The sequence below is a fragment of the Variovorax sp. YR752 genome, from assembly GCF_943372545.1.
On record NZ_CALRZC010000023.1, the window covers coordinates 1 to 12,726 of the forward strand.

14 protein-coding genes are annotated in these 12,726 nt (G+C 67.9%); 3 read left to right on the forward strand and 11 right to left on the reverse strand.

Annotated elements, in window-relative coordinates; all coding sequences use genetic code 11:
• The 10 genes from pheS to AAG801_RS07970 form a co-directional block, all read right to left on the reverse strand.
• On the reverse strand, positions 1-924 hold a 924-nt coding region (gene pheS / locus AAG801_RS07925; protein ID WP_341887905.1), incomplete at its 3' end, for a phenylalanine--tRNA ligase subunit alpha.
• Between the two features lie 111 nt (positions 925-1,035).
• Positions 1,036-1,392 carry a 50S ribosomal protein L20 gene (rplT, locus tag AAG801_RS07930; protein ID WP_341887906.1) on the reverse strand — a complete coding sequence of 119 codons (357 nt, stop codon included), beginning with the start codon at positions 1,390-1,392 and terminating at the stop codon, positions 1,036-1,038.
• 23 nt (positions 1,393-1,415) lie between these two features.
• Positions 1,416-1,619, reverse strand: a complete 204-nt coding sequence (gene rpmI / locus AAG801_RS07935) for a 50S ribosomal protein L35 (protein WP_225862464.1) — start codon at positions 1,617-1,619, stop codon at positions 1,416-1,418.
• Positions 1,620-1,739: 120 nt separating this feature from the next.
• Complete coding sequence (gene infC / locus AAG801_RS07940; protein ID WP_341887964.1) at positions 1,740-2,288, reverse strand: translation initiation factor IF-3; 549 nt, start codon at positions 2,286-2,288, stop codon at positions 1,740-1,742.
• Positions 2,289-2,377: 89 nt separating this feature from the next.
• A complete protein-coding gene (thrS, locus tag AAG801_RS07945; RefSeq protein WP_341887907.1) occupies positions 2,378-4,297 on the reverse strand; it encodes a threonine--tRNA ligase in 1,920 nt (639 codons plus the stop codon).
• 174 nt (positions 4,298-4,471) lie between these two features.
• Complete coding sequence (locus tag AAG801_RS07950; protein ID WP_341887908.1) at positions 4,472-4,921, reverse strand: glycine zipper 2TM domain-containing protein; 450 nt, start codon at positions 4,919-4,921, stop codon at positions 4,472-4,474.
• A gap of 109 nt (positions 4,922-5,030) precedes the next feature.
• Positions 5,031-5,279 (reverse strand): hypothetical protein, encoded by a 249-nt coding sequence (locus AAG801_RS07955; RefSeq protein ID WP_341887909.1) that lies wholly within the window; start codon positions 5,277-5,279, stop codon positions 5,031-5,033.
• 10 nt (positions 5,280-5,289) lie between these two features.
• The gene (locus tag AAG801_RS07960; protein WP_341887910.1) at positions 5,290-6,828 is read right to left on the reverse strand and encodes a DUF4331 domain-containing protein; all 1,539 of its coding nucleotides are present in this window, start codon (positions 6,826-6,828) and stop codon (positions 5,290-5,292) included.
• 135 nt (positions 6,829-6,963) lie between these two features.
• Entirely contained in the window at positions 6,964-7,446 is a 483-nt protein-coding gene (locus AAG801_RS07965) for an acyl-CoA thioesterase (RefSeq protein WP_341887911.1), read from the reverse strand.
• 15 nt (positions 7,447-7,461) lie between these two features.
• Positions 7,462-8,535 (reverse strand): phospholipase, encoded by a 1,074-nt coding sequence (locus AAG801_RS07970; RefSeq protein WP_341887912.1) that lies wholly within the window; start codon positions 8,533-8,535, stop codon positions 7,462-7,464.
• Between the two features lie 40 nt (positions 8,536-8,575).
• On the opposite strand from AAG801_RS07970, the gene nthA reads away from it, so the two are divergent.
• The 3 genes from nthA to AAG801_RS07985 are packed head-to-tail and all read left to right on the forward strand — an operon-like array spanning position 8,576 to position 10,238.
• The gene (gene nthA / locus AAG801_RS07975) at positions 8,576-9,220 is read left to right on the forward strand and encodes a nitrile hydratase subunit alpha (RefSeq protein ID WP_341887913.1); all 645 of its coding nucleotides are present in this window, start codon (positions 8,576-8,578) and stop codon (positions 9,218-9,220) included.
• Complete coding sequence (gene nthB, locus AAG801_RS07980) at positions 9,217-9,876, forward strand: nitrile hydratase subunit beta (protein WP_341887914.1); 660 nt, start codon at positions 9,217-9,219, stop codon at positions 9,874-9,876. The genes nthA and nthB overlap by 4 nt, the downstream gene beginning before the upstream one ends.
• On the forward strand, positions 9,873-10,238 hold the full coding sequence (locus AAG801_RS07985; protein ID WP_341887915.1) for a nitrile hydratase accessory protein: 366 nt from the start codon (positions 9,873-9,875) through the stop codon (positions 10,236-10,238). The genes nthB and AAG801_RS07985 overlap by 4 nt, the downstream gene beginning before the upstream one ends.
• A gap of 88 nt (positions 10,239-10,326) precedes the next feature.
• Here AAG801_RS07985 and AAG801_RS07990 read toward each other — a convergent pair whose 3' ends face one another.
• Complete coding sequence (locus tag AAG801_RS07990; RefSeq protein WP_341887916.1) at positions 10,327-12,663, reverse strand: Tex family protein; 2,337 nt, start codon at positions 12,661-12,663, stop codon at positions 10,327-10,329.
• Positions 12,664-12,726: the final 63 nt, after the last annotated feature.

The window sequence follows — 12,726 nt, forward strand, 5'->3', positions numbered from 1 at the left end:
CTCCGGGTCGAGGCCGAAGTTGCGCACCACGTTCGGATGCACCTGGCCCGAGCCGGCCACTTCCAGCCACTTGCCCTTCAGCGGGCCGCTGGCGAAAGCGATGTCGATTTCGGCGCTCGGTTCGGTGAACGGGAAGAACGACGGACGGAAGCGCAGTTCGAGCTCGTCGGTCTCGAAGAAGCGGTGGCAAAAATCGGTGAAGACGACCTTCAGGTCCTTGAAGCTGACGTTCTCGCCGATCCACAGGCCTTCGCACTGGTGGAACATCGGCGAGTGCGTCGCGTCGCTGTCGACGCGGTAGGTGCGGCCCGGCGCGATGACGCGGATCTCGGGCATGTGCTCCTTGCCGGCGTGCAGCTTCGCGTGGCGGCGCGCATAGCGCACCTGCATCGGCGAGGTGTGCGTGCGCAGGTTCAGCCAGCGGCCCTCGGCATCCTTCATGTCGACGTAGAAGGTGTCCTGCATCGAGCGCGCCGGGTGGTTCTCCGGGCTGTTCAGCGCGGTGAAGTTGTACCAGTCGGTCTCGATCTCGGGGCCGTCGGCGACGTCGAAGCCCATCGAGCCGAAGATCGCCTCGATGCGCTCGATCGTGCGCGTGACCGGGTGCAGGCCGCCGATGCCACGCTGGCGGCCCGGCAGCGTGACGTCGAGCGCCTCGGCCTTGAGCTGCGCCTCGAGCTCCGCCTGGCCGAGCGCGTCGCGCCGCGCTTGCAGCAGCGCCTCGACCTGCTGCTTGGCCGAGTTGATCTGCGCACCGCGCGCCTTCTTCTCCTCGACCGACAGCGCACCCAGCGCCTTGAGCTGCTCGGTGATGCGGCCGGACTTGCCGAGGTAGCGCGCCTTGGCGTTCTCGAGTTCGGCGGGCGTCGTCGCTGTCGCGAAGTCGGCCTTCGCATCGTCGACGAGGGGAGCGAGATCGTTCATCGCGTCGGGACCTGGAGATCTTTCAACACAAGAAAAAAGGCCGCACCAGAGGTCGGCCTTCGAAGCTGAACCCGCCACCGGAGCACCTGGGCGCTCCGGCAGCGCAGCGGATCAAGCGAGCTGGGCCTTCACCTTCTCGACGATGCTGCCGAAACCGGCAGGATCGTTGACGGCCATGTCGGCAAGGACCTTGCGGTCGATGTCGATGTTGGCCTTCTTCAGGCCGGCCACGAACTTGCTGTAGGTGAGTCCCAGGCCCCGGCTCGCCGCGTTGATACGGGCGATCCAGAGCTGGCGGAAGACACGCTTCTTGGTACGGCGGTCACGGTAGGCGTATTGCCCAGCCCGCATCACCGCTTCCTTGGCGATGCGGAACACGTTCTTGCGGCGGCCGCGGAAACCCTTGGCCAGTACCAGAATCTTCTTGTGACGTGCGCGGGCGGTGACACCACGTTTGACGCGAGGCATTTCTCTTCTCCTTCAGCAGTGGGTCAGAGACCGGCGAATGGCAGCATCTGCGCCATGTGGCCCATGTTGGTCTCGTGCACGGTCACGGCGCCACGCAGGTGGCGCTTGTTCTTCGTGGACTTCTTGGTGAGGATGTGGCGCTTGAACGCCTGGCCCCGCTTGACGGTGCCACCCGGGCGCACGCGGAATCGCTTCTTCGCGCTGCTCTTGGTCTTCATCTTGGGCATGACTGCTCCTTGTGTGTTGCTGCTGACAGGCGCCGGTGAAAACTCCACCGTCTTGTTGGCCTGCAGCCGCTTCTGACAGCACCCCGGCGACCAGACCGAGGCACTGAACTCTTCAAATCTTCACTTCCGCTTCGGCGCCAGCACCATGATCATCTGGCGACCTTCGAGCTTGGGCATGTGCTCGACGACCGAGACATCCGCCAGTTCGTCGCGGATGCGCTCGAGCAGCCGCATGCCGATGTCCTGGTGGGTGATCTCGCGGCCGCGGTAGCGCAGCGTGACCTTGCCCTTGTCGCCGTCTTCCTCGATGAAGCGGCGCAGGTTGCGCATCTTGATCTGGTAATCGCCCTCGTCCGTTCCCGGACGGAACTTCACTTCCTTGACTTCGACGATCTTCTGCTTCGACTTGGCTTCCGCCGCGCGCTTCTGCTCCTGGTACTTGAACTTGCCGTAGTCCATCAGGCGGCACACCGGCGGGTCTGCCTGGGCAACGATCTCCACCAGATCGACGTCCATCTCGCCGGCCATGCGCAGCGCTTCCTGGATGGCAACGATGCCCAGCGGTTCGTTCTCCGGGCCGTTCAGACGGACTTCGGGAGCCATGATCTCGCGGTTGAGCCGGTGCTTGCGCTCGGCGTTCGGAGTACGGCGGTCAGCAAAAGTAGCGATGGTTGGTACCTTTCGGCGGACTCCAAGGCAGAGAAGCCCAATAAAACAAACAGCGCGCCCGGCTCACCGGCGCAGCGCCACCGTGGTGGTCACTGCTTTCGGGTGATGTCTCCGACGATCCTCTCGATGAAGTCGCCTAGGGGCATCACGCCGAGATCCTGGTTGCCTCGTGCGCGCACCGCAACGGCCCCGTTTGCCTTCTCCTTGTCACCAACGACGAGGATGTACGGGACCTTCTGCATGGAATGCTCGCGGATTTTATAGGTTATTTTCTCGTTCCGCAAATCGCTGCCAACTCTAAGTCCTTGTTTTTGCAGCGTTTTGACCACCTCCAGCGCGTAGTCGCTCTGGGCGTCGGTGATGTTGAGCACGCTGACCTGCCGCGGCGCCAGCCAGGCCGGCAGCGCGCCGGCGTGCTGCTCGATGAGGATTCCGATGAAACGCTCCAGGCTGCCGACGATCGCCCGGTGCAGCATCACCGGATGACGGCGCGAGCCATCTTCGGCGACGTACTCCGCGCCCAGCCGCTCGGCCATCGAGAAATCGACCTGCATCGTGCCGCACTGCCACTGCCGGCCGATCGCGTCCTTCAGCGTGTACTCGATCTTCGGCCCGTAGAAGGCACCGTCGCCCGGGGCGATGACGAACTCGACGCCCGAGCGGCGCAGGCTTTCCATCAGCGCGTACTCCGCCTTGTCCCAGACCTCGTCCGAGCCGATGCGTGCCGCCGGCCGCGTGGCGACCTTGTAGATGATCTCGGTGAAGCCGAAGTCGGCATAGACCTTCTGCAGCAGCGCCGTGTAGGCCACGCACTCTTCGAGGATCATGTCCTCGGTGCAGAAGATGTGGCCGTCGTCCTGCGTGAATCCGCGCACGCGCATGATGCCGTGCAGGCCGCCGGTCGGCTCGTTGCGGTGGCACTGGCCGAACTCGCCGTAGCGCAGCGGCAGGTCGCGGTAGCTCTTGATGCCCTGCTTGAAGATCAGGATGTGGCCGGGGCAGTTCATCGGCTTGAGCGCGTAGTCGCGCTTCTCCGACTCGGTCGTGAACATGTTCTCGCGGTATTTGTCCCAGTGGCCGGTCTTCTCCCACAGCGCCTTGTCGAGCAGTTGCGGGCCCTTGACCTCCTGGTAGCCGTTGTCGCGGTAGACGCGGCGCATGTACTGCTCGACCTCCTGCCACAGCGCCCAGCCCTTGGGGTGCCAGAACACCGTGCCGGGCGAATGCTCGTCGAGGTGGAACAGGTCGAGTTCGCGGCCGAGCTTGCGGTGGTCGCGCTTCTCGGCCTCCTCGAGCATCGTCAGGTGCTTCTGCAGGTCGTCCTTGCTCGCCCACGCCGTGCCGTAGATGCGCTGCAGCATCTCGTTGCGGTGGTCGCCGCGCCAGTAGGCACCGGCCACCTTCATCAGCTTGAAGTGCTTCAGGCGCCCCGTCGACGGCACGTGCGGGCCGCGGCACAGGTCCTCGAAGGCGCCTTCGCGGTACAGCGACACGTCCTCGCCCTGCGGGATGCTCGAGATGATCTCGGCCTTGTAGTGCTCGCCCAGCGCCTTGAAGTAGGCCACCGCCTCGTCGCGCGGCAGCACGCGGCGCTCGACCTTCTCGTCCTTCTTCGCCAGTTCGGTCATCTTGGCTTCGATGGCCGCCAGGTCCTCCGGCGTGAAGGGGCGCTTGTAGGCGAAGTCGTAGAAGAAGCCGTTCTCGATCACCGGGCCGATCGTCACCTGCGCCTCGGGGAACAGCTCCTTCACGGCGTAGGCGAGCAGGTGAGCCGTCGAGTGGCGGATCACCTCGAGGCCGTCGGCATCCTTGTCGGTCAGGATGGCCAGCGGCGCATCCGCGTCGATGCGGAAGCTGGTGTCGACCACACGGGCGGCATCGCCCTGCCCCACACGGCCGGCGAGCGCCGCCTTGGCCAGGCCGGGGCCGATGGACGCGGCCACCTCGGCAACCGTCACCGGGCCGGGAAACTCGCGACGCGAACCGTCGGGCAACTGAATCGAGACCATCACTGACTCCAAAAGCAAAAAGGCGCGGACCGTGCCGCGCCTCGAATCAACAGGGAAGAGAAGGAAGGGTCGACGCGCGCAGCTTCGCTAGACCCGAAAGGTCCAGCTCGTAGTCCGCGGTGTCATAACCGTCATGCCTTTCTCGCCCTTGCTGGTTGGAGCCGTGATTGTATTTCAGTAGCGGTGGAGCTGATTGTTCTCGATGCGCACCCGGTCGCCGATCCGCAGGTCGCCCGGCTGGGCGTAGTCGAAGGTTCGCATCTGCCCGCTCTGGGTGAGGATGGCGATGCGATAGAAACTTTGCGCGCCACGCTGGTTCTTCTCGATCTGGTTGCCGATGATCGCGCCGCCCACCGCACCCACCGCGGTGCCGGCATCGCGGCCCGAGCCGCTGCCGATCTGCCGGCCGACGACGGCGCCGATCACGCCGCCGAGCAGGGCACCGCCGCCGGACGTCTGGCTCTCGGCGCGCACCAGGTCGACGCTTTGCACTTGACCGTATTCGACGCGGTAGCCGGAGGCGGACGGGGTGGGCGGCGCAGGCTGCGTGGCGGGGTGAACGGCGCAGCCGGTGGCGACCAGCGTCGCGAGCAGCGCGGCACCCAGTGTGACGGCTCGTTGCATGTGCTTCTCCAGGGGTTGGCAGTCCCTCCTCAACGCCGCAGCACGCGGCGGGAAGCACAACGGGCGAGCAAAGAAGTGTTGCTCGCCCGTCAGGCCGTGCCGGCCCGCCTCACTGCACCGGATCGGGCTCCGTGTCGTCCGGCCCCGGCGGGGCGAAGCTCGCCGCGTCCAGCGGCTCGCGATCCTCTGGCGCAGTGGCCGTGAGCAGCGCCAGCCAGCGCTTCATGCCGCCGACACTGGCGCTGGCGCTGTCGGGCACCGACTCGGTCGCCTCCAGCGCGTCGCCGCCGCCACCTCCACCGCAGGCGCCCAGCACCAGCACCGCGGCAGCACATCCCATCAGGGTGCGAATGTTCATCGTGTGCTCCTTACTGCGCGCCGGGCATCGGCGTGTTGAGGTACGGGAAGCCCGCGAGCAGCGGCACCACCGCCTGGTCGACGGCATCGTGCAGCTTGAACGCGGTCTCCTTCAGCGGCACGGCCGAGGGCTTGCACGCGGCGCCGAAGCCGAAGGCGTTGGTGTCGCCGTTGGCCATGCAAAGCCCGCCCATCACCGCCACCAGCGAGATGTCGACGATGTCGTCCTTCGGCCGGCGGCCATTCGGGAAGCCGGCGAAGTCGTTGCCGCCCGACAGCACGCTGCCGACGATGCCCAGCCGGTTCTGCTGCGCGAAGGGCACTGGCGCGATGCCGGTGTTCAGCCGCAGTTGCTCGGAGGCGACCACGCCGGCCGGCTGATTCACGCCGGGAATGCCGGTGAGAAAGGTGGTGACCAGGTCGGTGCGCGGGAAGTTGGTCGGCGCGGTGTTTGGCAGCGCGAGCGCGATCTCCAACAGCGCCGGCAGCGTCGGGTTGGTCACGTAGTCGGCGAACTGGCCGTCGTCCTTCGGCTTGGAGCCGTTGAAGCGGTCCTTGTCGGGCAGGCCGATGACCACTTCGTTGACCAGCGGCATGCCCAGGCGCGAGACCTGCGTCCAGGCGCCGCCGCTGATCGCGGTGGTCTGGTGGCCGGCCTTGGGCGTCGGGTCAAGCAGCGAGCCCTGGCGCAGGCTGGCGGTGGTCCACGCGCCGATCACCGGTTCGCTGGCCTGGGTCAGGCAGCTCTTGTGCACTTCCAGCGCCAGCGAGGTCACGTTGGCATCGTCAATCGTGTTCGGCGCGGCGTTGATCAGCGTCGGGTCGGTGATCACCGCCACCGGCGCATTGACCAGGTCAAAGATCGTGCCGAGGTTGACCGCGAAGGCCTCCTTGCGCTGACCGACGAACATCTTCGCCGGCATGCTGCAGCCGGGGATGTTGACGTTGTAGATGTGCTTGGCCGCATAGCCGGCGTAGTCCGGAATCGTCTTGGTGCCGATGTTGTCGACCGGCTTGTCGAAGGTCTTGCCGCCGCCGCTGGCGTTGCTGATCGCCGAGCGCGAGCCCGTGCGGCGGTCGCCGCGCACGACGTCGACGCTGTAGGTTTCGGTGACGTTCAGCGCTGCCGAGCGCAGGCCGCTGACCTGCCCGGCCTGCGTCAGCGGGATCGCGACGTTCTTGCCGCCCACCGGCAGCGCGATCGAGTTCAGCTTGTTCTGGAAGCGGAACTGGAAGCTGATGTCCTCCTTCGCATCGCCGTTGTTGTCGACGTGGATCTCGTACAGCGCGTTCGGGTCCATCTTGAAGTAGTTGGGCCCGCCGTACGGCGCCTGCAGCGGCTGGTAGTTGGCGATCAGCGTGACGTAGCCGTCGCGGCCCGCCTCGTAGCTCATGAACATGTAGAGGTCGGTGCCGTCCACCTTGGGCGCCGTCGTGATGAACGGCGCTTCGCGGTGGCTGGACGCCAGTGCCGTGGCGGAGATGCCGGCGGCAACGAACGCGGCGGCCAGCGGCAGCGCGCGCAGGGAGAAGTGCTTCGCAGAGGTCATGGTCTCTTCCTTGGGGTCGTGGATGCTCCGGCCCCATTGATCGGGACCGATCTCTCGACGCCACACGTGCGGCCGCTTGCGGTGTCTGGCGGGCTTTACGCGGGCGGGGAAGAAACGGATGCAGCGTCCGCTGCTTCAGGCGCCCTGACGCGTCGCGCGGATGCGCGCGGCGAACTCCTCGCGCAGCTGGCGGCGCACCTTGGCCGCCTCGCTGCGGCGCTGTTGGTCGGGCGTGACGGGCACCAGCGGCGGCACGACGGCCGGCTGGCGCGCGTCGTCCAGCGCCACCATGGTGAAGAAGCAGCTGTTGGCGTGGCGAACGGTCTGGCGCCGTATGTCTTCGGTCACCACCTTGATGCCCACCTCCATCGAGGTGCGGCCTGTGTAGTTCACGCTGGCCAGGAAGCTGACCAGTTCCCCGACGTGGATCGGCTCGCGGAACATCACCTGGTCGACCGACAGCGTCACCACGTAGCGCCCGGCGTAGCGGCTGGCGCAGGCATAGGCCACCTGGTCGAGCAGCTTGAGGATGGTGCCGCCGTGCACGTTGCCGCTGAAGTTCGCCATGTCGGGCGTCATCAGCACGGTCATCATCAGTTCGTGGTTGGGCAGGTTCATGACAGGCTCCAGGGTCTAGACAAGCGGCTGCACTTCGATGCGCGACGGATCCTCGAGCCAGCGGGCAAACTCCTCGGCCAGGCGCTCGCTTTCCTGCACCGCACGCGTCCACGCCCGCACGCGTGCTGCGAGATCGTCGCCGTAGCGCTTGAAGTCGTTGCGGTCGGGCAGCTTCGCGTCGGGCAGCGTGGCGACCCATTCGGCGCGCGGCGACAGCACGATCACGTTGTCGAGGTGCGCCGTCGCGCGGTGGCGGTGGCGCAGCGCCTTGTCGAGCCAGCCGGGGATCACGGTCTTCTGGAAGTGGGGGTAGAGCACCAGGCCTTCGCCCATCGAGGCGTAGTCCAGGTGCAGGTGGTAGTCGGTGATACCGCCGTCCCAGTAGGCGCCTTTCGGGCCACCGGGGACGTCATGCACCGCCTGCAGCCAGAACGGGATCGAACAGCTCGCCAGGATGCTCGGCTGCAGGTTGCGCGCCTCCAGCGGCACGACGTGGGTGCGGAAGTCGCGCAGGTGCAGCGGCAGCGGCTCGCGCGGGTCGGAGAAGATCACCCGCTCCAGCCAGCCGCCCATGGCCTTGCGGCTCACCGCGTTGGTGGCGAACGCGCCGAGGTAACCCAGCGGCGTGCGCAGCCGGCCCTCGCGGCCGAGCAGGTGGCGGCCGCGGCTGGTGAACACGTGCAGGCGAAAGCGCGGGTGACCGAGCACCTCGGCCTCGCGCGTGCCGAAGCGCTCGGTCAGTTTGGCGCCGAACACCTGGCTGACATGCGCGGCCTTCGGCGCCTTGCCCGGCGCGTGCTCGTAGGTCTGGGCGATGTAGTCCTCGGCCATCTGCGCGAAGGCCTGCCGCGGCTGCGGCAGGCAGGCGGTGGCCATGCGCCAGGCGCCGATCGAGGCGCCGAGCAGGTGCACCGCCGGGCCGGGGCCGGCGAGCCAGTCACCGAACAGGAAGCGGTCGAGCGGGCTCAGCACCAGGCCCTTGGGGCCGCCGGCCGCGGCGGGGATCGCGCGCACGTCACCCGGCCGCAGACCGTGGTCGCGAAGGTGGCGCAGCGCGCGCGGGCCGGCGTGGATCTGCAGGGCTTGCATGGGCTCGCACTGTAGCGAAGCGGCCGCTACGATCGCTGCCATGGCACACGAGCACCACGATCACGATCATCAGCACGGACACGATCACGAACACAGCGAACTCGGCGAGATGGACCTGCGCGTACGGGCGCTGGAGACGGTGCTCGCCGCCAAGGGCTACATCGATCCGGCCGCGCTCGATGTGTTGATCGACACCTACCAGACGAAGATCGGCCCGCGCAACGGTGCGCGCGTCGTCGCCCGTGCCTGGGCCGATCCGGCCTTCCGCGACTGGCTGCAGCGCGACGCCAACGCAGCGATCGCATCGCTCGGCTACACCGGCCGCCAGGGCGAGCACATGGTGGCGGTGATGAACACACCCGAGGAGCACCACATGGTCGTCTGCACCCTGTGCAGTTGCTACCCCTGGCCGGTGCTCGGCCTGCCGCCCACCTGGTACAAGAGCGCGCCCTACCGCTCGCGCGCGGTGAAGGATCCGCGCGGTGTGCTGGCCGACTTCGGCGTCACGCTGCCCGAGGCCACGGGCATCCGCGTCTGGGATTCGACCGCCGAGGTGCGCTACCTGGTCATCCCGATGCGCCCGCCCGGCAGCGACGGCCTGACGGAGGAACAGCTCGCCGCGCTGGTGACACGCGACTCGATGATCGGCACCGGCCTGGCCAGGTCGCCCGCGGAGGCAGCATGAGCTACACCACGCACGCCGACCTCGGCGGCCGCGACGGCTTCGGCCCCGTCACGCCCGAGCCCGAAGGCGAGCTCTGGCACGAAGCCTGGGAGCCGCGCGCACTGGCATTGACGCTGGCGATGGGCGCCACCGGTTCGTGGAACATCGACCAGAGCCGCAGTGCCCGCGAGACGCTGCCCGACTATCCGCAACTCAGCTACTACCGCATCTGGCTGGCCGCGCTGCAGCGGCTGATGGTGGAGCGCGGCATGGTCACCGACCACGAGATTGCCGAGGCTCGTGCTCAGGTGGAGCCGAAGCGGCTCACCCGCGTGCTGTGGGCGGACATCGTCCCCACCGTGCTCGCCAAGGGCTCGGCCACCGAGCGCCCTGCGCTCACGCCGGCGCGCTTCACGATCGGCGACCGCGTGCGCACGCGCAGCGGACATGTCGAGCACCACACCCGCCTGCCCGGCTATGCACGAGGCCGCGTCGGCACGGTCGAGCGCGTGCACGGCACGCATGTCTTCGCCGACGCAAATGCGCAGGGCCTGGGCGAGCAGCCGCAATGGCTCTACACCGTGGCCTTCGATGGCCGCGAGCTGTGGGGCGATGACGCGCAAGACGGCCTCGTCGTCTCGGTCGATGCCTGGGACAGTTACCTGGAACCCGCATGACGAACCCAGCCTTCCTGCCCGGCCAGCCGCTGGCCGGCGACGAACCGGTGTTCCGCGAACCCTGGGAAGCGCATGCCTTCGCGATGGCGGTGAGCCTGCACCAGCGCGGCCTGTTCACCTGGGCGGAGTGGGCGGCTGCGCTGGCCGCGCAGATCGAGCGCGCGCAGGCCGGCGGTGATGCCGATCTCGGCGACACCTACTACCACCATTGGCTGGCCACGCTGGAGGCGCTGGTCGCCGAGAAGGGCGCCAGCAGCGCCGACGAGCTCACCCGCTATCGCGACGCCTGGGACCACGCCGCCGACCGCACGCCGCACGGCCAGCCGATCGAACTGCAGCCGCGCGACTTCGGCGCCGCCTGAGAACTCCCAGGGCCGGGCTGCGCCCAGCCCGCCCCCCGCGGGGGTCAAGGAAACTTGGGGCGGCCCGGCGTTTCCTTGAGAGCGCGCCCTACTTCGGCGACTGCAGCTTCGCGAACGCCGCCGCCATCGCCGACGGGCCAGCCGCTGCCGATGCACCTCCGCGCGGCGCCCCCGGCCGCTCGCCGCGCCCGGCCGGGCGGAAAGCGTTGTCTCCGCGTTCGCCCTTGGCTACCGGCTTCGCGTCGAGCTTCATCGTCAGCGAGATGCGCTTGCGTGCCAGGTCCACCTCCAGCACCTTGACCTTGACGATGTCGCCGGTCTTGACGACCTCGCGCGCATCGTTGACGAACTTGTTGGCCAGCTGGCTGACGTGCACGAGCCCGTCCTGGTGCACGCCCAGATCCACGAACGCGCCGAACTGCGCCACGTTGCTGACCGTGCCCTCCAGCGTCATGCCGGGCTGCAGGTCCTTGATGTCTTCCACGCCGTCGTTGAAGCGCGCCACCTTGAAGTCGGGGCGCGGGTCGCGGCCGGGCTTCTCGAGCTCGGCGAGGATGTCCTTGATCGTGATGGCGCCGAACCTGTCGTCGGCAAAGGCCTCGGGCTTGAGCGTGCGGATCACGTCGCTGCGGCCCATCACCTCGGCGATCGGCTTGGCCACCTGGGCCAGCAAACGTTCGACCACCGGGTAGGTCTCGGGGTGCACGCTCGACTGGTCGAGCGGGTTGTCGCCGTCGCGGATGCGCAGGAAGCCGGCGCACTGCTCGAAGGTCTTGGCGCCGAGGCCGCTGACGTCGAGCAGTTGCTGGCGGTTGCGGAAGGCGCCGTTCGCGTCACGCCAGCGCACGATGCTTGAGGCCACCGCACCGCTCAGACCCGACACACGCGACAGCAGCGGCGCCGACGCGGTGTTCAAGTCCACGCCCACCGAGTTCACACAGTCCTCGACCACCGCGTCCAGGCTCTTCGCCAGCTCGCTCTGGTTGACGTCGTGCTGGTACTGGCCGACGCCGATGCTCTTCGGGTCGATCTTCACCAGCTCGGCCAGCGGATCCTGCAGCCGCCGCGCGATGCTCACCGCGCCGCGCAGGCTGACGTCGAGCTCCGGCAGTTCCTTGCTGGCGAACTCGCTGGCCGAGTAGACCGAGGCGCCGGCTTCGCTGACGACGATCTTCTCGAGCTTCATGTCCGGCGCCATGGACTGGATGCGCTTGATCAGGTCGGCGGCCAGCTTGTCGGTCTCGCGGCTGGCGGTGCCGTTGCCGATGGCGATCAGGTTCACGCCGTGCGTGGCGACCAGGCGGCCGAGCGTGTGCAGCGAACCTTCCCAGTCCTTGCGTGGCTCATGCGGGTAGACGGTGTTGGTGTCGAGCACCTTGCCGGTGGCGTCGACGATGGCCACCTTGCAGCCGGTGCGGATGCCGGGGTCCAGGCCCATCACCACACGCTGGCCGGCCGGCGCGGCGAGCAGCAGGTCGCGCAGGTTCTCGGCGAAGACCTTGATCGCAACCTTCTCGGCCTCTTCGCGCAGGCGCGAGAACAGGTCGCGCTCCAGGCTCAGGCTGAGCTTGACCTTCCAGGTCCAGGCGATGGTCTTGCGGATCAGCTCGTCGCCCGGCCGCTTGCCGTGGCGCCAGCCGAGGTGCACGGCGATGCGGCCTTCGGCCAGCGTCGGCTGTCCGGGCACGACCTCTTCTTCGAGCACCAGCTTGGCGTCGAGGAACTCCTGCGTGCGGCCGCGGAACACCGCCAGCGCGCGGTGCGAGGGCACGGTGCGGATGGTCTCGGCGTAGTCGAAGTAGTCGCGAAACTTGGCCACGTCGGCGTTGTTCGGATCCTTGCCGTCCATCAGCTTGCTCTGGAACAGGCCCTCGGCCCACAACCACTCGCGCAGCTTGCCGACCAGCACCGCGTCTTCCGCCCAGCGCTCGGAGAGCAGGTCGCGGACGCCGTCGAGCACCGCATGCACATCGGCAAAGCCGCCGTCGACATTGATGAAGGCCGCCGCCTCGGCCAGCGGCTCCAGCGACGGGTCGGCGAACAGTTTGTCGGCCAGCGGCTCCAGGCCTGCCTCGCGGGCGATCATGCCCTTGGTGCGGCGCTTCGGCTTGTACGGCAGGTAGAGGTCTTCCAGCTCCTGCTTGGTCGGCGCCGCGTCGATGGCAGCGCGCAGCTCGGGCGTCAGCTTGCCCTGCTCGTCGATGCTCTTGAGCACCGCCGTGCGGCGCTCTTCCAGCTCGCGCAGGTAACCGAGGCGCGACTCCAGCTCGCGCAGCTGGATGTCGTCCAGGCCGTCGGTGGCCTCCTTGCGGTAGCGGGCGATGAAGGGCACCGTGGCGCCGCCGTCGAGCAGTTCGACGGCCGTGTTCACCTGGGCCGGCCGAACCTTCAGCTCGGCCGCGATCTGCAGAAGAATCTTGTCCAAATCCGGGGGGCCCGCAGGGGGCGGTTTCGCGAAGCGGCGCAGTGTGCCACAGGGGTGTTTGCG

Bases quoted from the DNA above. Each gene is read 5' to 3' on its own strand.
- rplT (WP_341887906.1), bottom strand. From the start codon at position 1,392: ATGCCTCGCGTCAAACGTGGTGTCACCGCCCGCGCACGTCACAAGAAG.
- rpmI (WP_225862464.1), bottom strand. From the start codon at position 1,619: ATGCCCAAGATGAAGACCAAGAGCAGCGCGAAGAAGCGATTCCGCGTG.
- thrS (WP_341887907.1), bottom strand. From the start codon at position 4,297: ATGGTCTCGATTCAGTTGCCCGACGGTTCGCGTCGCGAGTTTCCCGGC.
- AAG801_RS07950 (WP_341887908.1), bottom strand. From the start codon at position 4,921: ATGCAACGAGCCGTCACACTGGGTGCCGCGCTGCTCGCGACGCTGGTC.
- AAG801_RS07955 (WP_341887909.1), bottom strand. From the start codon at position 5,279: ATGAACATTCGCACCCTGATGGGATGTGCTGCCGCGGTGCTGGTGCTG.
- AAG801_RS07960 (WP_341887910.1), bottom strand. From the start codon at position 6,828: ATGACCTCTGCGAAGCACTTCTCCCTGCGCGCGCTGCCGCTGGCCGCC.
- AAG801_RS07965 (WP_341887911.1), bottom strand. From the start codon at position 7,446: ATGAACCTGCCCAACCACGAACTGATGATGACCGTGCTGATGACGCCC.
- AAG801_RS07970 (WP_341887912.1), bottom strand. From the start codon at position 8,535: ATGCAAGCCCTGCAGATCCACGCCGGCCCGCGCGCGCTGCGCCACCTT.
- nthA (WP_341887913.1), top strand. From the start codon at position 8,576: ATGGCACACGAGCACCACGATCACGATCATCAGCACGGACACGATCAC.
- nthB (WP_341887914.1), top strand. From the start codon at position 9,217: ATGAGCTACACCACGCACGCCGACCTCGGCGGCCGCGACGGCTTCGGC.
- AAG801_RS07985 (WP_341887915.1), top strand. From the start codon at position 9,873: ATGACGAACCCAGCCTTCCTGCCCGGCCAGCCGCTGGCCGGCGACGAA.